This window comes from Anaerotignum faecicola (assembly GCA_024460105.1).
In the GTDB taxonomy this organism is placed as follows: domain Bacteria; phylum Bacillota; class Clostridia; order Lachnospirales; family Anaerotignaceae; genus JANFXS01.
Genome location: JANFXS010000001.1, coordinates 209,203 through 226,282 on the forward strand (window position 1 = coordinate 209,203; position 17,080 = coordinate 226,282).

Sequence of the window (17,080 nt, forward strand, 5' to 3'; positions counted from 1 at the left end):
AAAAATTCCGTTAGTTTCGGTTTTCAATGGCACACAAGCCCAGCAAGGAAAAATTTTCCGCATTTCCATGTTGCATACGCTTGCCGAATGAGCCGATACGCCGGCGCGTATGCGTTTCCAACCGCAAAAATTTTTTCTTTGTGAGGCCGGAGAGTTTTAATGGGCGTTAGCGACTTAAGAACAATGCGAAAGCGCGCTAGGCGCAGAAAATTAGCAGGGGCTTTAACGCAGATATTTCGCCGCCAACGCCCGTTAAAACCGCATATGCTATTGTAAACCGAAGCTAAACTCATATAAAAAAGCCCTTGTATTTAACAAAGGCTTAGTATGTACTGCTTATGTATTTTTTCAATCTTTTTCCGCGCATATCCGTAAACATTTATTTCGGCTTTTTTACCAGCCAAAGCTAGATATGCATACTGTAATAAAATACTTTAATGCCGCCATTCATAATAATTATCCGTTATTCAGGCTGTGAAGGAGTTCTGCCTTCTTCCCTCAATGTTGCGGCTCCGTCAACGCCTGCAAGCGATTCCGCATTATATCCGGCGCTGTAAATCGCATTTTCCATTGCATTAACCGCAAGCACGCCTATTAAGTTCATATTTGTTGTAACTTCGCCCCATGTTGAAGCCGACGACTCAACATTTCCTACGGACATTGCAAATATCGTGTCGCCGTCCGATACCGTATGAGTCGGCTCTATTGCTCTTGCATAGCCGTCATGGGCCATTTCTGCAAGCTTATTTGCCTCAGACTGCGTAAGTTTGGCGTTTGTCACAATAAGCCCGATTGTAGTGTTCTCTGCCGATGAAGGCATCTCATAGCGGTCGCTCATTGTCCATTCTTCCAAGTCTATGAAAGAATTCGTTTCAGGATCAACCTTTCCCGCTACAATCTCACCTGTATCCGGGTTAATAATTTGGCCGGCAGGATTTGCAACAACTATTGCTCCTACATATAAATCGCCGTACTTATATGCATACGAACCGAGCCCGCCCTTCATATCTCCTGCACCGGCTCCTGTTCCTCCGCCGATATTGCCGTCGCTCCATTCAAGGCCGGCAAAAGCATTCTGCGCCGCTTTATATCCTTCTTCAACTCCCGGACGTACCATGTCCTTTCCGAGAGCGGCGTCTTCACCCATTGCAAGATCAAATATTACTGCCGTTGAAACTATAGGCACAACCGTAACTCCTACGTCTACGCCCATCCCTTTCTCTTCAAGATACTTCATAACCCCGCCGGCAGCGTCAAGTCCAAATGCGCTTCCCCCTGTTAGGCAAACTGCATTTACTGTCTGCACAGTTTTTGTAGGGTCGAGAAGATCTGTTTCACGCGTTCCAGGCGAACCTCCCCTTACGTCAACTCCGCCGATTGCCCCGTCCGGGTTTTCGGCGATTATTACCGTTGTACCCGTAGCATTTTCAAGATCCGTATAGTGCCCGACCTTAATACCCGGAACTTCCGAAAAAGGTACTGGCTGCGCCCCTGTCGCCGGGCTTATTTCACCTGCAAAAACAGTTGAAAATGCCGAAACAGATAAAACCGAAACCAATGCTGCACATAAAAACTTCTTCATAATTAATTCCTCCCTTTTTTATATGTTTCAGACTGCAAAATGCAGTCGGCAAGACAATCATTCCTTCTTCCAACCATTTTCATAAGCGCATAAAATTTGTGTAATATTCAGCCTCCATTCCCAAAAAACGACAAAACAATATAAAATATGCGTAATAAAACACCATATATTAGTGTAAATATATACTTTTTATATGATATAAAACTTGTTTATATTATATCATCGGTATAAAATAAGTCAAACAAAAAGTAAAAAATTTAAAATAAATTTTGCTTTACGATTAAGGTTTGCGGCCGCCATAGGAGATATGCATTTTTAAGCGGAGATATTGTAAAAAAAGGGCTGTTATGATATTATAAAAACAAGTTCTAACAACAGATTAGTAAGCTCTAATCTGCTGAAATGTTGATAGTTAAGTTTATATTAAAAATTTGGAGGAACAACAATGAAAAACGAATTAGTTATTGTTCTTGATTTTGGCGGTCAATATAACCAGCTGATTGCAAGGCGCGTCAGGGAATGTAAAGTATATTGCGAAGTCAAATCTTATAAAACGCCTTTGGATGAAATAAAAAAACTCGGCCCCAAAGGAATTATATTTACAGGAGGTCCTAACAGCGTATATGACGAAAAGTCCCCGCATATTGCAAAAGAAATCTTCGAAATGGGCATACCTATTCTCGGCATATGCTACGGATGCCAACTTATGGCATACACATTAGGCGGAAGCGTTGAAGATGCAAGCGAAAAAAGCGAATATGGAAAAACCGGCGTTATAATCTCGGATTGTGAAAGCAAACTTTTCGACGGCATTGAAACAGACCAGATCTGTTGGATGAGCCACACTGATTATATAAACAAAGTGCCGGACGGTTTTAAAATAACAGCGTCAACCCCTACATGCCCGGTTGCGGCTATGGAATGTGAAGAAAAAAATTTCTATGCAGTCCAGTTTCATCCTGAAGTCAATCACACGCCCAACGGCAAAAAAATGCTTTATAACTTCCTTTATAATGTTTGCCGCTGCAAAGGCGACTGGGTTATGACGCGCTATATAGATGAACAAATCAAGTCTATAAGGGAAAAAGTGGGTTCCGGTAAAGTTCTCTGCGCTCTCTCCGGAGGCGTCGATTCTTCCGTTGTTGCCGCTTTAGTAAGCAAGGCTGTCGGAAGACAGCTTACATGCGTTTTTGTTGATAACGGGTTAATGAGAAAAGATGAAGGCGACGAAGTTGAAGCGGCTTTTAAAGGCGTATTTGACAGTAACTTTGTCCGTGCAAACGCACAGCAGAGATTCCTGGACAAACTTAAAGGCGTAAGCGAACCTGAAAGGAAAAGAAAAATTATAGGTGAAGAATTCATTCGCGTATTTGAAGATGAAGCTAAAAAAATCGGCAAAGTAAGTTTCCTTGTACAAGGCACAATATACCCTGACGTTATCGAAAGCGGTCTTGGCGACAGCGCCGTAATAAAAAGTCATCACAATGTAGGCGGCCTTCCCGATGTAGTAGATTTCGACGAACTTATAGAACCGCTCAGGATGCTTTTTAAAGACGAAGTTAGACAAATGGGCCTTGAACTTGGGCTTCCCGACTCCCTTGTATGGCGTCAGCCCTTCCCCGGTCCCGGACTCGGAATAAGGGTTATAGGCGAAGTTACCGAAGAAAAGCTTTCTATACTTCGCGAAGCCGACGCTATCTTCCGCGAGGAAATAAGGATAGCCGGGCTTGACAGGGATATAAACCAATATTTTGCAGTTATTACAGACATGCGTTCCGTAGGAGTTATGGGCGATGGAAGGACATACGATTATACGCTTGCCCTAAGAGGAGTAACAACCACAGATTTTATGACGGCAGACTGGGCACGAATACCCTATGAAGTACTAGATAAAGTAAGCGTCAGGATCGTTAATGAAGTAAAACATATTAACAGGGTTGTGTATGATATAACTTCAAAACCGCCTGCTACGATTGAGTGGGAATAATTTCAGAGGCCCGAAAAAGCCCGGAATGACTGGGTTTTCTAAGGTTTGATGCCCTCTGTGGCAACGAAATGGCAACATTTTTTCATTATTCATAAAAAGAGAGCTAACTGATTTTGATTAGTCAGTTGGCTCTCTTTTTCTTTTTATTATTATTCTGTGCAACAAACGGCCTCTCCCGTGGCCTACAAGTGAGAGGGTCAAACGAGATCCTGGGGCGGCATCTTCACATAGTTCTGAGCCTTGTCAAACTCCGGGTAGTGGTAGCGCCACTTGTCGTAATCCTCTTTGGAAATCTCGCCCGCCTCCAACATGGTAGCGGCCTGCTGCCATGAACAGAGCATCTCGTGCAGTCGGGCAGCGTCCTTGTTCTTCCGAACATCGACCTTCAAGCAGATTTCTCCATCCATCTCGTTAACCTTGAGCCCGTAGTTATCCTCCAGGGTAAACAGCGTGTGCATCAGCCCTACATAGGAGTCTATGTCCGGAACAGAGAGCGCATGGGGCGAGACATCCAGCACCTCAGCCAGGGCGGCGGTCAGGTCTGCCTTAGGGGTTCTTGATCCTGTTTCGTACTGTGCAAGGCGCACATCAGCAGACTTCTCCGGGAAGCCCAGTGACATGCCAAGATATTTTTGTGTCATCCCCCGCAGGAGACGGAAAAAGTGAATTCGTTCACCAATCGCCATATCATCAACTCCAATCGTTAGCTGTCTTTATAAAAAGCGTAGCAGAAATGCTTAGGAAAGTCAAGAGAATACTAAACAATTTTATTTAATTTATTTTGTGTGCGCTGATTGACACAAGCTATTATGCTTAGTTAGAATAACTGAAGAAACTTTTTTCAAAATTCTTGGGTGCAAAATCTGAAAAAAGTGGCAGTAGAGAGTAAGGAGGTCTTTATGAAAAACAAAATTGGCAGGCAGAAACAACCAACAAGGAAAGGAAGGTATTTTATTTATGCAGAAACAGAGTTTTATGCGAGCAGACGAAGTTGCTCAAGAATTGGGCATCTCCAAATCCCACGCCTACAAGGTAATCCATGGGCTTAACGAAGAATTGCAGGAGAAAGGATATTTGACCATCTCCGGCCGTGTCAATCGAGAATTCTTTAGGGAGAAGTATTACTATACCAAAACAGCAAAGGAGGAGTCATAATGGCCGTTTACAAGGAAGAAAAAACCGGCACCTGGCGAGCAGTTTATCGCTATACCGACTGGAATGGTGAGCGGAAGCAGACCCAGAAACGCGGTTTTAAGACCAAGCGAGAGGCACAGGCCTGGGAGCGTGAACAGATTCATAAAACCAGTGCCGACCGGGATATGAACTTCAAAAGCTTTGTGGAACTTTACACAGCGGATATGAAGACCCGGCTCAAGGAAAACACTTGGGCCACAAAGGAGCATATTATCCGCACCAAGCTGCTCCCCTACTTCGGCAAGCTGAAGATGTGTAACATCACCGCCCAGCAGATTATCACCTGGCAGAACGAGATGATGAACCATAAGGATGAAAATGGGCAACCTTATTCACCTGTGTACCTTAAGACGGTTCACAATCAACTCAGTGCAATCTTTAACCATGCAGTACGGTATTACAATCTCCGTGATAACCCTTGTAAAAAGGCAGGCAGCATGGGGAAAAAGAAAAACCGAGAGATGATGTTCTGGACTAAGGAGCAGTATTTGAAATTTGCCGAGGTGATGATGGATAAACCGCTATCCTTCTATGCCTTTGAGATGCTTTACTGGTGCGGTATCCGAGAGGGAGAACTTCTGGCTCTGACCCCGGCAGATTTTGACTTTGAGAAGCGCACTGTCACCATCAACAAATCCTATCAGCGGCTAAACGGGCAGGATTTGATTACCACTCCAAAAACAGAAAAGAGCAATCGTGTCATCACTATGCCGCAGTTTCTGGCAGAGGAAATTCAGGATTACCTCAAAATGCTCTACGGCATTGGAGCAAATGACCGAATGTTCACCGTCACCAAGAGTTATCTCCACCGGGAGATGGATAGAGGCTCCAAAGAGGCCGGAGTCCCGCGTATCCGAATCCACGATATTCGTCACAGCGCAGTTTCGCTTTTGATCGACATGGGGTTCTCCGCCACAGCCATCGCAGATCGGGTGGGTCATGAGAGCATCGACATCACTTACAATTATGCACACCTGTTTCCGTCCAAACAAACGGAAATGGCAGATAAATTGAATATGGAAAGGGGCAATTAAAAATGTCAGCAAAAAATTTGGATAAGCACAATCGTTGGAGAAACAAGGCCGTATCTTTCCGGGTCTCCCCTGAGGAGGATGCCCAGATTGAAACAGCAGTCAAGCTCATCGGACTGACCAAGCAGGATTATATCATCCGTCGGCTGCTCTGCCGGGATGTGGTGGTGCAGGGAAATCCAAGAGTCTATAAGGCACTGCGAGATCAGCTGGCTGCTGTGCTGGACGAGCTGCACCGTATTGAAGCCGGGCAAGGAGTAAATGAGGAACTGTTGGACACCATTCAGATGATCACAACCATTATGAAAGGAATGCAGGAGGATATTGCCTATGATCGATGAAAAAAAGAAAATGACCACCCATGCTTCATCTGTTGGCGCAGACGATGGGCAGTCAATCTCTAAAAACTCTGACATTAGTATAACCACTTCTAAGGAAGAAATCAACGATGAAGTTGTAAATCCTCAGGAAAGCCTGGAAGAAATGTACCGCAAGATACAGCGCATGAGCGACCCAGCTTACCTGCACACTGTAACCCTGGACGAGCTGATGGACAATGTGTTTGAGGTAAAGTCTGCGGTGATTGAAAACCTGCTCTATACTGGAGCATATATCCTTGCCGGAGCGCCCAAAATCGGCAAATCTTTTCTGGTGGCGCAAATCGCCCACCATGTCAGCACTGGGCAGGATTTGTGGGGCTACAAAGTTCATCAGGGAACAGTCCTCTATCTTGCTTTGGAAGATGACGAAAGCCGTTTGCAACGCAGGATGTTCCGCATGTTCGGTGTGGAGGGGACAAGCTCTCTCCACTTTGCTACCAGTGCCAAGATGATCGGCAGCGGTCTGGATGAACAACTTGAAAAATTTGTCCGTGAACACAGCGACACCAAGCTCATTATCGTGGACACACTTCAAAAAGTCCGGGAGATGGTAAGTGATAACTACAGTTATTCCAGCGACTATGAGGTGATTGGAAAACTAAAACAATTTGCAGACCGGCATGGAGTTTGCATCCTGATTGTCCACCACACCAGAAAGCAGCCTGCGGGAGATAGCTTTGAGAAGATTTCCGGCACCACCGGACTGTCGGGCTGTGCAGATGGGGCACTCATTATGCAGAAAGAAAAACGAACTGACGGAAAGGCCACACTGGAAATTAGTGGACGAGATCAGCCGGATCAGCGGCTGTATTTAAGTAAAGATCAGGAGCGTCTGGTATGGCTCCTTGACCATGCGGAGAATGAGCTTTGGAAGCAACCTCCGGACCCGGTGCTGGAAGCGGTAGCGAAGATCGTATCTGACGAGAACCGCGAGCGGGAAGGCAGCCCTACAGAGCTTGCCGAAGCCCTCCAGTTGAATATGGCAGTGAACCGCCTTACCAAGCATTTGAATGTGAATGCCAGCCGCCTGCTGGAAGAACATCAGGTGAAGTACGAGAACAAAACCAAGCATGCCGGACGGCGTATCAGGCTGACTTATATGGTGATAGAAGCACCTATGGTTGAAGTAATCAAGTAAAGCGCAACGCTTGCAACGGTCGCGACGGTGTTTTGAGGGGGGCTCCTGCACCGTTGCGACCGTCGCCACCGTTGCGGAAAAGAAAATATGAGGTGGTGTTTTGCCACCCCATCTTTTCAGGTGAGCCCTATTTTAGGGCGTACCATGTAAATATTAAGGAGTAGCCCTCATGACTTGAGCCCGGGGCACAGGATGCGAAGTAAAAGCGAAGGATGGGAAAACATTTTGCCCACGCATCTAGCGATGACTACTGCGTTTCACGGTAGCCATCAGGCGTAAGGGTGGAACGATTTGTTCTATGGCATCTTAAAGGGAACGGCGCTTTGGCGTACCCTTTCAAAGCGTTCGCAGAACGCGCAGCCACAGAATGAAATTCTGTGTTCAAGGGGCTTGGGGGCGCTGCCCTCAACAAGCAGACGGCAGGAAATGTGAGTGTGTATTAACACTCGCATTGCTTGCCGGATTTGTGTGTGGATAGCCACACGCATTGCTTGCCAGATTCTAAAATTAACGAAACGGACTTTGTACCGCTACGAAAAATCAACCGAAATTTAAGCATTAGGAGGTAACGGCTATGAGAAAGATTTTGTCCTGTGAGTTCAACTTGGATACCGCCTGCGTGGAGCTGTCTCTGGAGGATGGGATGCTGCTCTCCATTGACTGCACCGCCGTAGAGAACGAGGTGGCAAACAGTATGTATCAACGGTCAGAACTAGACTGGTTGATCTACAACAATCCGCTGGCCTATGCGGAGCTGATTTTGAAGGGTGCTACAGAGAAGTATCTGAAAACTGTAACTTCAAGTAAAACATTTGAGAATTGATCAGAGTTACTGTATAAAAATTGTGGAGCCCAGTCTATTTTTCTGCGGTTAAAAATCATAGAAAAGATTTTCTAACGAAACCGTGAGAAAAATTGCTTTTTGGGTTGAAATGTGCTATCATATAGATAACCCAATTTTGTGTATTTGGATTATTTGATTTGGAGGATATGTTGTGGCTGTTAGTTACAATAAATTGTGGAAATTGCTGATTGATAAAAATATGAATAAAACCGAATTAAAAGAAGCTGCAGGGATTAGTTTTAATGTAATGGCTCGTATGGGGAAAAACGAAACGATTTCTTTTGATAGCATTGAAAAAATTTGTGCTGTTATGGATTGTAACATTGGAGACATTATTGAGATTGTGCAAGAAACCAGCGAAAAACCAACAAAGGAAAAACTTTCTGCCATAGAATTATTTGCAGGAGCAGGAGGACTAGCTCTTGGTATCGAAGAGGCAGGGTTTGATACAATTGGTTTAATTGAATTTGATAAAGCTGCGTCAGATACATTAAAGTGTAATCGTCCGAATTGGCGAGTTATTAACGATGATATTGCCAATATTTCTTGCTTAGATTTGGAAGAGTATTTTAACATAAAAAAAGGAGAGCTTGATTTATTATCAGGTGGTGCACCATGTCAAGCGTTTTCCTATGCTGGAAAAAGATTAGGTTTGGAAGATGCACGAGGTACATTGTTTTATCATTACGCAAAATTTTTGGAACAGCTCCAGCCAAAAATGTTTTTGTTCGAAAATGTGCGAGGTTTGTTGACACACGATAAAGGGCGCACATACAAAACAATTACAGATATTTTTGAGAGCGAAGGTTATACCATACAAAAACAAGTCTTAAATGCTTGGGATTACGGAGTTGCTCAAAAGAGAGAACGCTTAATTACGATTGGAATTAGAAATGATTTAGTCCCAAAAATTAAGTTTGATTTCCCTGCTCCGCATAAATATAAACCGGTATTGAGAGATATTCTTTTAGATTGTCCTCAAAGTGAAGGCTCACAATATTCCGATCATAAACGCAAAATATTTGAGCTTGTTCCCCCGGGTGGTTATTGGAGAGACATTCCCGAAGATATTGCGAAAGAATATATGAAAAGCTGTTGGTATATGGAAGGCGGCAGAACAGGTATTTTAAGAAGATTGAGTTTAGATGAACCTTCACTTACTGTTCTAACTTCTCCAAGTCAAAAGCAGACTGATCGCTGTCACCCATTGGAGCCTCGTCCATTTACAATCCGTGAAAACGCAAGATGTCAGAGTTTTCCTGATGATTGGCAATTCTGTGGAAGTGTAGGACAGCAATACAAACAGGTGGGAAACGCTGTACCGGTTAATTTAGCGTATGAAATAGCAGTAAAAATAAGAGAAGCATTGGAGAGTTTATAATGTGGAATTTAACTTTTATAAGTGAAGAAGATTTTTCAAATCACGTCAAAGCAACGATTGAAAAATACGGAGAGAAACTTGAATCATTTGATTTAAAGCGCTTTAATAAAAATATCATTGATCCGATTAAATTGATTTTTGACAAGACAGTATATCAATCTTCTTGGGAAGAAATTGTAAGTAACGAAATTTTCCGTCAAAGGGACAAGTCTAACAACAACGATATTGGATATTTTCATCAGCGTATTTTCCAATACATTAAAAATTGTCACGTTCCGCCAAATGGTGAAGAAGGCGGTTGGGATGTAATTTACGAAAATGCTGATGGTATTCCTATTCCTGACGCAGGAAATGTACATACCGTTTATGTTGAAATGAAAAATAAACATAATACAATGAATTCTGCTTCAGCAGGTAAAACCTTTATCAAAATGCAGAATCAGTTGTTAAATGACGATGATTGTGCTTGTTTTTTGGTAGAAGCAATTGCACAGCGCTCCCAGAATATCAAATGGGAAACGACAGTTGATAAGAAAAAGGTTGGTCATAAACTTATCCGCAGGGTAAGTCTTGATCAATTCTATGCCTTAGTAACAGGACAGGACGATGCTTTTTATCAGATGTGTATGATATTGCCGTCCGTTATTGAAAAGGCAGTTAAAGAGTTAGAAGGTACGATTGTGCCACACGATACAGTTATTGACGAGCTGAGAGCTATGGCAAGCAAACAGAATGTTGAATCGGAAGATTTGGCCATTGCTATGGCTGCGTATATGCTTGGGTTTGGAACTTACAAGGGATTTACGAAATAAACAGAAGGATTTTATGCTATGGATTTTTCAGAATATTCTGGCATGGAGCTTATTGAGATTTACGGCGAATTACTATCCAAAATGCGTGAGGACAAGCTAATTCGTTCTAAAAATGTTACTGGTGATTTAGGTGAATATATCGTTGTGGATTATTATACCAAAACAAAAGGCTTGCCAAAATTACAATTTGCTCCGCCGTCAACTAAAAACATTGATGCCATTAGTGTAAATGGCGAACGCTACTCTATAAAGTGTATCACAACAAATACAACGGGAGCTTTTTATGGAATCGAAAAAGATACCGATATTAACGCTATTAAGCCCTTGTTTGAGTATGTGGTAATCATCAAACTCAATGAAAAATACCAGCCGGAGTTCATATTGGAACTTGACTGGGAAGCATTTTTTAAGCATAAACATTGGCACTCAAGAATTGGTGCATACAACTTGTTGGTGACTAATTCCTTGATTGAAGATGGCAAAATGATTTATAAGAAAATTTAATCGCCTTTTTCCTACATGTTGTGTTTAGCAAAAGAGTTTATGGGGGAGTGAGACGCAATGCTTAGTGGGCATTTTGAAAACTGTTATGGATTAAAACTGTTTAATCTACCTAATATCAATTTTTCTCGCTGTAACAAAGCTATGATATATGCGCCTAACGGAGTAATGAAAAGTTCGTTAGCAAAGGTATTTGATGACATTTCAAAAGGAGTAGAAACAAGTGACCGCATTTTTAGAGATGCAGTTACTAGTTACTCGGTAACACATTATACAAGTCAGTATGTTTTTAGTTCAGCCAATGCCGCGACAACTCTAGCGACAACGGATAGAATATATGTTGTCAATACATTTACTGATTCATTTGAATTTACTAAAGAAACTGTAAGTACTTTATTGGCAGATGAAACTACAAGAAATGAATATAATGTTCTTATGGCTCAGTTTAGCGACGAAATTCGGCAAATTGAGGATAAACTGAGGACTCTGACTGGTTTAACTAAGCCCCAAATTAAAGGAAAAATAATTGCTGATTTAGGGCTGGACAACACTTCCGATTGGACGGATATTTTTGAAAAAATACATGAGCTCATTGAAAATCGACAGGTACTCGATTATTTGAATGATTGTACTTATTCAGAGTTGTTTAACGATAAAGTGTTGGCCGTATATAGTAAGCGAGAATTTGTTAATTCTATTGAGGAATATATTGAGAATCTTAACACTCTTTTGGAAGATAATCCTATATTGAGCGACGGGTTTACCGATAGAAATGCAGAAACTCTCGGCAAAGAATTGGCAAAACATAATCTCTTTAATGCACAACACACTATTCACTTAAAAGACAGAATTACAGTTATTCATTCACTTGATGAGTGGAGAGCTGCAGTAGATGAGCAATTAGAGCGTATTTATGCAACACCTCAATTAAGTACAGTTTTTCAAAAACTAAAAAAACTACTTACTGCTAATGAAAATGTTTCGCGACTCCGTGATATTATTATCTCCCATCGCGAAATAATTCCTGCGTTGAGAGACATTAATGCCTTAAAGATTCAAACATGGCTTGATTGCTTTTCAAAACTTGACACTCCCTTTGCTGATTACTATGGTAGAATTTCGCAATATACAATTCAAATTCGGGCGTTGTATGAACAGGCTGCTGCACAATCGGCAAGATGGCAAGCGGTAGTTAATGAGTTTAATAGACGATTTCGTGTTCCATTTGAGGTTCAGATTGAAAACAAAGCTAACTTCTTGCTAAAAGATGAAGCACCAAATCTGTCATTCAAATATACTCGAGGGGTTACTGCACAACAGAGTGCTACGCTAAAAAAAGATGATTTAATGGGATCATTGAGTACTGGCGAAAAAAGAGCACTTTATCTGCTGTATATTTTGTTTGATCTTGAAAGAATTAGGCAACAAGCGAGTGCTGGTGGCGGACAGTTCTTAATAATTGCAGATGATATAGCAGATTCGTTTGATTATAAGAACAAGTATGCCATTATTGAGTATCTTAACGACCTCGGTAACACTTCTGGCATTGATTTGCTTATTCTCACACATAATTTTGACTTTTATAGGACAGTAAAACTAAGATTGGGTGTAAATCGCTCGAATTGTTTTATTGCACAGCGTGATGAAGAAGGTGTTACTTCAGTTACGGAATTCAAGTATCAAAAGGACTTTTTTAAGAATGTTGTGATTTCCGGCATCAAAGATGGAAACATTAATAACGATGAAAAGAAGAAACTTTTAATATCAAGTATTCCATTCTACAGAAACTTGTGCGAATATAGTGAAATGGACACCGGACCTACCAGTAGATATGCGAAACTAACCTGTTTCCTACATTTGAAAACCACACCACTTGATACGCAATCTATGAGGGTCTCGGATTTGTGGAATCTAGTCAGTCATTTTCTTAATGGAGTTTCCTTTTCTGGTGTTGATGAGAATTACTATTCAGCAATTATTAGAATCGCAACCCTTTGTGTTGCAGATAATACTAACGAAATGCTTTTGGATCATAAATTGGTTATTGCGATTGCAATTCGGCTTTTAACAGAAAAATTTATGCAGAATATAATTACAGAAAATGGGAAAATCTGCGTAGATGCAAGCAGTAATCAAACAAGAGAATGGTATAAACAAGCAGAGCCGTTCTTAACATCAGAGCAAAAAGCTATAATAGAGGAAGTAAATCTTATCACACCTGAAAGCATACACTTAAATTCCTTTATGTTTGAGCCACTAATAGATATTTCTGATTGGGCATTAAAAGAACTTTTTACCAAGGTTAAAGGACTTTGATTTGCCTTTTCTTTGGCAACACCATGGCAACAAAAAATCAGATAGCCGTTACTATCTGAATAATGGAAAGAATACCAATACTCTGAGCAAAATCTCATAAGCAAATCTGTTTAGAAAACATCTAACGGGAGCGAGTGGGAATAACTGACAGAACCCCGTAAATGCTGATAAAATAAGCGTTTCCGGGGTTGTTTTATGTCCTTTGGAGTTAAAATGGCTCTTTTTTTTATGAATATAGAGTTTACATTTCTTGAATTTCAATAGTGTCAACGATACCAGTTTCTTCTTTCTTAGGATAGTAATCTGGGTTGCTTAAAAGTGTATCATGCAAGGATTCCTTTAATTTGTAACAACAAGGTTTAAATAACAAGTATGTAATGCCTACGCCTATTGCGCCGCCAACAACAGAAATCGCTTTTTTGGAGAAGCCGACAAGTACTTGTTTTGTCATATTAACGCCAAACCATTTTGAAACACTTTTTACAATTGGGCAAATCGTTCCTTTTGTAAGAACGGTATTCATCAATTTCTCCCCCCTTTCCAAAGGCAGTTGCCATTGCTTTAAAGGAGGTATTTGTTCCTTGAATGCCATACATAACTTCTAGACAGATAATTAATAAATTCATAGTTTCGGAATCAAATCCGTGTTCTTTTTCGGTAGTGTCAATTTCCGGAAAACCATATAAGTACATAAGCTTTTAAGCGTCACGCATCATATAACCATAGTATTGAACTAAATCAGCATGTATAGCGGCAACCATAGCAGCACCGCCGTGCGCTCCCAGCGAAGCGGAAATTCCAGAAACGCAGTTTCGCTCAAAATTTATTACTTTGTCTGCAATTTTGTCAATTTCACAAGCAGGTATCTGAGCATAAGCTGGATTATGTGTAATATCCGATTCGATTACTTCGCAAGGATAATTTTTCATTAGTTCCCGCTGTAAAAAATCTTCCCGGTTGACTTTAATTGCGGGAGTTTTTAACCCGATAATAATAAAATCCTCAATATCAACTTCTCCATTACCATTCGTATCAATCGTTTTCAGAATTGAATCTTTAGATTTTGTAAAAGCTGTTTTAGCCTTATCTGTTGTAGAAGGAACCGTTGTTCCAGCATTTTTGACTGCTTGATTTAAGTTATCTTCAAAGTTTTTTGCAGCTGTTGAATTATAATTTACGTTCTCTTTCATCTCCCAATCCCCTTTCCGGAACAGCAGATATAATTTCAGCGAAAATTATCTTATTCTGAATATACTTTGACGGATATTCCGGAAGTTCCCTTTTTCACAACTCTGTTTGTATCAACTAAATGACGTTTGATTTGTTCACACATTTCGTTCATCTGCTCTGATTCATGCTGAAAATATTCTTCACATGGAAAATCATCTTGGGAAACTATTAGATTCTCTTGTAATTTTTTTGTTTTAACAAATTTAGCAGATCGGTTGTTGATTTCCGGATATTTTGAAGCTAATACAGATTGTGTCTGGAAACAAAATTCCGTCTGCATCCTTTTCTCCGTAAATTTCCATACTTGTTCATCAATTTTGAAAAGTAAGGTAATGACATCAGAATCTGTTTCTATATCAAAATCTGTAAATACATTGATACTCACACCCAGAGCATTGGCAAAAAGAAAAATCTTGAAATACTGTTATAGGGCAAGCAGCATTTGAATAATAATTGATAATCCTCAGTCCTTCCACCTGACTTACAGGATAGTAGAGTCACTTGTGTTTAAAGTAATTGAGTAAAACTCTATGTCCGCAACGGCAGAGCCTGTGTTTTGATAACTACTCACAGTGCCGTTGCGTGATTAAAAATATAAGACTACGTTTTGTCCCTAATTCCCTGATATGTACTAAAAACATCAATAATGGGCCATTTTGCCCATTCATCTGCCAAAGGTCGCCATGTTTTATGACATCCCTTAAAACCATAGTGTGTAACAATATGCTCCATTACTGCCAAAGGGAATTGTGTTTTGCCGTATCCTTGCAGAACGTACAGCCACAGAACAAAATTCTGTGTTCAAAAGCGGCTTGGAAACTATGCCTCAACAAGCAGGCGGTATGAAACGTTAGTGTTAATTAACACTCGCATTTCCTGCCGCTATATATTGGGGCATCCAATTTAGAGAGCCGGTTTATAAAAAATTTTAATTAAAAGATAGTTGTATATTTGTTTCCGTTCAGGTATTATATAAATACTAATTTAAAATTTTATTCTTTATATTGTCTGAAGGAGGATAGAAAGATATGGCGCGAAAAACCTATTCCAAACAGGAACGGGAGCAAATACGCGACACACTGCTGAACACGGTAATCCAGTGCATTTTGGACAGGGGGCTTATCCATAGCAGTATTGACGTCCTATGCAAAAAAGTAGGCATCTCCAAGACCTTTTTCTACACCTTTTTTTCCTCTAAGGAAGAACTGGTATTGGAGGCGCTTCGGTATCAGCAGCCCAAACTGCTGCAATATGCCAAGCAGTTGATGAAAGATCCTGCTCTCAGTTGGCGGGAAGGCGTTCGAACCTTTTTAGAAACCTGCGCTTACAGTGAGAAAAATGGAGTCGCCGTGTTGTCTGTTGAAGAAGAACAAGAAGTTTACCGCTGTCTCTCACGAGAAAATTTCCAGACCTTTCGTGAAGATCAAACCAAATTATTCCGCGATTTGCTTGTAGTTTTTGGCCTTCCTGTAGACAGTATAGACCCCCAGTTGTTTGGAAACCTATCACTGGCTATGATGATGGTCTACAAGGCAATTCCAGATACCATGCCCTTCCTTTTTCCGGATGCGGCAGAGGATATGGTAGCGTTTCAAATCAATGCCCTGCTGGATGAAATGCAGAGGGCAAAAGAAAAAACAAACAGAGCGAAAGAATATGAACGGAAATGACCAACGGTTCCATATAAAAGTACGATGCAGCTCAATAGAACAACCACTGAAAAAGGCCGATTTCCCTGGTTCGTATGCCGCTTATGTGCATCTTTTTGCCCTGCGGCAGCCTGTCTTTATGATAGCCCGGCGGATGAAAAGTCAGACAAAAAACATGGGATTATCTTTGGCACAAATCGCTCCGGGCTATCTGGGACAAGGCGTCCGAGAATGGCGGCAAGTCCTCCCCTGATAAGTTGAGGGAGCAGTATCAAAAAAAATTTCAAAGCAAAGGAGAACCAATATGCCTACAAAAGAATGGATAAACCAATATAAATCAATTAAGGACAAACTGGCCTGCAAAATTGACCTGGACGCCTATTTTATAGAAAAGAGCATCGGTAATACGGCAGTGGATGTGCTGGACATAGGCACAGCCTGCTTCCCCACAGGGATAGTCTTTGCCTGCGACCCGTTTGTTGAACTGGAAAATGCAAGGCCTTATCTCCAGACTATCCCCTCCGGAACCTACCCGGTTAGAATCTGTGTAGTACCCAGCGAACAATACGGAGACCGCTACGCCTGCATCAAGGTAGCAGTCAGCGATCAGAAACCGGTTCGGTACGAGCTTGGTATGGTTGGAAACGAGGATCTGAGCGAGGAGTTGGAGGACGGCGAATACTTCGGCTTTGGTGTTGATACCGGTATAGGATGTATTGCAGACATTCAAACACAGAAAGCCTTTCAAACATACTGGAGCAAGCGGCTGGCTGACGACAATGATATCGACCCTTACAACGACCTCTTCTGTGATTTATTGGAAGAAAACGCCAAAGCGCACCCTAAATATCAAAGAGATGGCGGCGATTGGCTCAACTGGACAGTAGCGGATACAGACTGCAACCTTCCTATTTTTGCCTCTGGCTGGGGTGACGGAGTTTATCCGGTCTATTTCGGCTATGACGCTGAGGATACGGTCTGTGGGGTATATGTCCACTTCATTGATATTGAAGAAAGTTACAATAAGTAATCAGA

18 protein-coding genes are annotated in these 17,080 nt (G+C 41.5%); 13 read left to right on the forward strand and 5 right to left on the reverse strand.

Going from position 1 to position 17,080, the window contains the following annotated elements; all coding sequences use genetic code 11:
• Window positions 1-463 precede the first annotated feature (463 nt).
• Window positions 464-1,582: a P1 family peptidase gene (locus NE664_00935; protein ID MCQ4725226.1), complete on the reverse strand. Its 1,119-nt coding sequence runs from the start codon at window positions 1,580-1,582 to the stop codon at window positions 464-466.
• 445 nt (window positions 1,583-2,027) lie between these two features.
• Here NE664_00935 and guaA point away from each other — a divergent pair, with 445 nt between their 5' ends.
• Window positions 2,028-3,569 carry a glutamine-hydrolyzing GMP synthase gene (gene guaA / locus NE664_00940; protein MCQ4725227.1) on the forward strand — a complete coding sequence of 514 codons (1,542 nt, stop codon included), beginning with the start codon at window positions 2,028-2,030 and terminating at the stop codon, window positions 3,567-3,569.
• Window positions 3,570-3,766: 197 nt separating this feature from the next.
• Here guaA and NE664_00945 read toward each other — a convergent pair whose 3' ends face one another.
• Window positions 3,767-4,255: a helix-turn-helix domain-containing protein gene (locus tag NE664_00945; protein ID MCQ4725228.1), complete on the reverse strand. Its 489-nt coding sequence runs from the start codon at window positions 4,253-4,255 to the stop codon at window positions 3,767-3,769.
• Window positions 4,256-4,526: 271 nt separating this feature from the next.
• Here NE664_00945 and NE664_00950 point away from each other — a divergent pair, with 271 nt between their 5' ends.
• The 10 genes from NE664_00950 (at window position 4,527) to NE664_00995 (ending at window position 13,166) form a co-directional block, all read left to right on the forward strand.
• A complete protein-coding gene (locus NE664_00950) occupies window positions 4,527-4,724 on the forward strand; it encodes a helix-turn-helix domain-containing protein (protein ID MCQ4725229.1) in 198 nt (65 codons plus the stop codon).
• Window positions 4,724-5,797: a site-specific integrase gene (locus NE664_00955; protein ID MCQ4725230.1), complete on the forward strand. Its 1,074-nt coding sequence runs from the start codon at window positions 4,724-4,726 to the stop codon at window positions 5,795-5,797. The genes NE664_00950 and NE664_00955 overlap by 1 nt, the downstream gene beginning before the upstream one ends.
• Window positions 5,798-5,799: 2 nt before the next feature.
• Entirely contained in the window at window positions 5,800-6,135 is a 336-nt protein-coding gene (locus NE664_00960; GenBank protein MCQ4725231.1) for a hypothetical protein, read from the forward strand.
• Complete coding sequence (locus NE664_00965; protein ID MCQ4725232.1) at window positions 6,125-7,312, forward strand: helicase RepA family protein; 1,188 nt, start codon at window positions 6,125-6,127, stop codon at window positions 7,310-7,312. The genes NE664_00960 and NE664_00965 overlap by 11 nt, the downstream gene beginning before the upstream one ends.
• Before the next feature lie 291 nt (window positions 7,313-7,603).
• Window positions 7,604-7,744, forward strand: coding sequence for a hypothetical protein (locus tag NE664_00970; GenBank protein ID MCQ4725233.1), 141 nt, complete (start codon window positions 7,604-7,606; stop codon window positions 7,742-7,744).
• Between the two features lie 142 nt (window positions 7,745-7,886).
• Window positions 7,887-8,135 carry a DUF6061 family protein gene (locus NE664_00975; GenBank protein ID MCQ4725234.1) on the forward strand — a complete coding sequence of 83 codons (249 nt, stop codon included), beginning with the start codon at window positions 7,887-7,889 and terminating at the stop codon, window positions 8,133-8,135.
• A 172-nt stretch (window positions 8,136-8,307) separates the two neighbouring features.
• Window positions 8,308-9,537: a DNA (cytosine-5-)-methyltransferase gene (dcm, locus tag NE664_00980; GenBank protein MCQ4725235.1), complete on the forward strand. Its 1,230-nt coding sequence runs from the start codon at window positions 8,308-8,310 to the stop codon at window positions 9,535-9,537.
• Window positions 9,537-10,349: an Eco47II family restriction endonuclease gene (locus tag NE664_00985; GenBank protein ID MCQ4725236.1), complete on the forward strand. Its 813-nt coding sequence runs from the start codon at window positions 9,537-9,539 to the stop codon at window positions 10,347-10,349. The genes dcm and NE664_00985 overlap by 1 nt, the downstream gene beginning before the upstream one ends.
• An 18-nt stretch (window positions 10,350-10,367) precedes the next feature.
• Entirely contained in the window at window positions 10,368-10,853 is a 486-nt protein-coding gene (locus tag NE664_00990) for a hypothetical protein (protein ID MCQ4725237.1), read from the forward strand.
• A 57-nt stretch (window positions 10,854-10,910) separates the two neighbouring features.
• Entirely contained in the window at window positions 10,911-13,166 is a 2,256-nt protein-coding gene (locus NE664_00995; protein MCQ4725238.1) for an AAA family ATPase, read from the forward strand.
• Window positions 13,167-13,407: 241 nt separating this feature from the next.
• On the opposite strand, the gene NE664_01000 is transcribed toward NE664_00995, so the two are convergent.
• The 3 genes from NE664_01000 to NE664_01010 form a co-directional block, all read right to left on the reverse strand.
• Window positions 13,408-13,758 carry a hypothetical protein gene (locus tag NE664_01000; GenBank protein ID MCQ4725239.1) on the reverse strand — a complete coding sequence of 117 codons (351 nt, stop codon included), beginning with the start codon at window positions 13,756-13,758 and terminating at the stop codon, window positions 13,408-13,410.
• A gap of 106 nt (window positions 13,759-13,864) precedes the next feature.
• Window positions 13,865-14,356 carry a hypothetical protein gene (locus tag NE664_01005; protein ID MCQ4725240.1) on the reverse strand — a complete coding sequence of 164 codons (492 nt, stop codon included), beginning with the start codon at window positions 14,354-14,356 and terminating at the stop codon, window positions 13,865-13,867.
• Between the two features lie 50 nt (window positions 14,357-14,406).
• Window positions 14,407-14,676 (reverse strand): hypothetical protein, encoded by a 270-nt coding sequence (locus NE664_01010; protein MCQ4725241.1) that lies wholly within the window; start codon window positions 14,674-14,676, stop codon window positions 14,407-14,409.
• A 748-nt stretch (window positions 14,677-15,424) separates the two neighbouring features.
• On the opposite strand from NE664_01010, the gene NE664_01015 reads away from it, so the two are divergent.
• Both NE664_01015 and NE664_01020 read left to right on the forward strand, forming a co-directional pair.
• Window positions 15,425-16,066, forward strand: coding sequence for a TetR/AcrR family transcriptional regulator (locus NE664_01015; protein MCQ4725242.1), 642 nt, complete (start codon window positions 15,425-15,427; stop codon window positions 16,064-16,066).
• A gap of 283 nt (window positions 16,067-16,349) precedes the next feature.
• Window positions 16,350-17,075, forward strand: coding sequence for a DUF4241 domain-containing protein (locus NE664_01020; GenBank protein ID MCQ4725243.1), 726 nt, complete (start codon window positions 16,350-16,352; stop codon window positions 17,073-17,075).
• The last annotated feature ends 5 nt before the right edge of the window (window positions 17,076-17,080 follow it).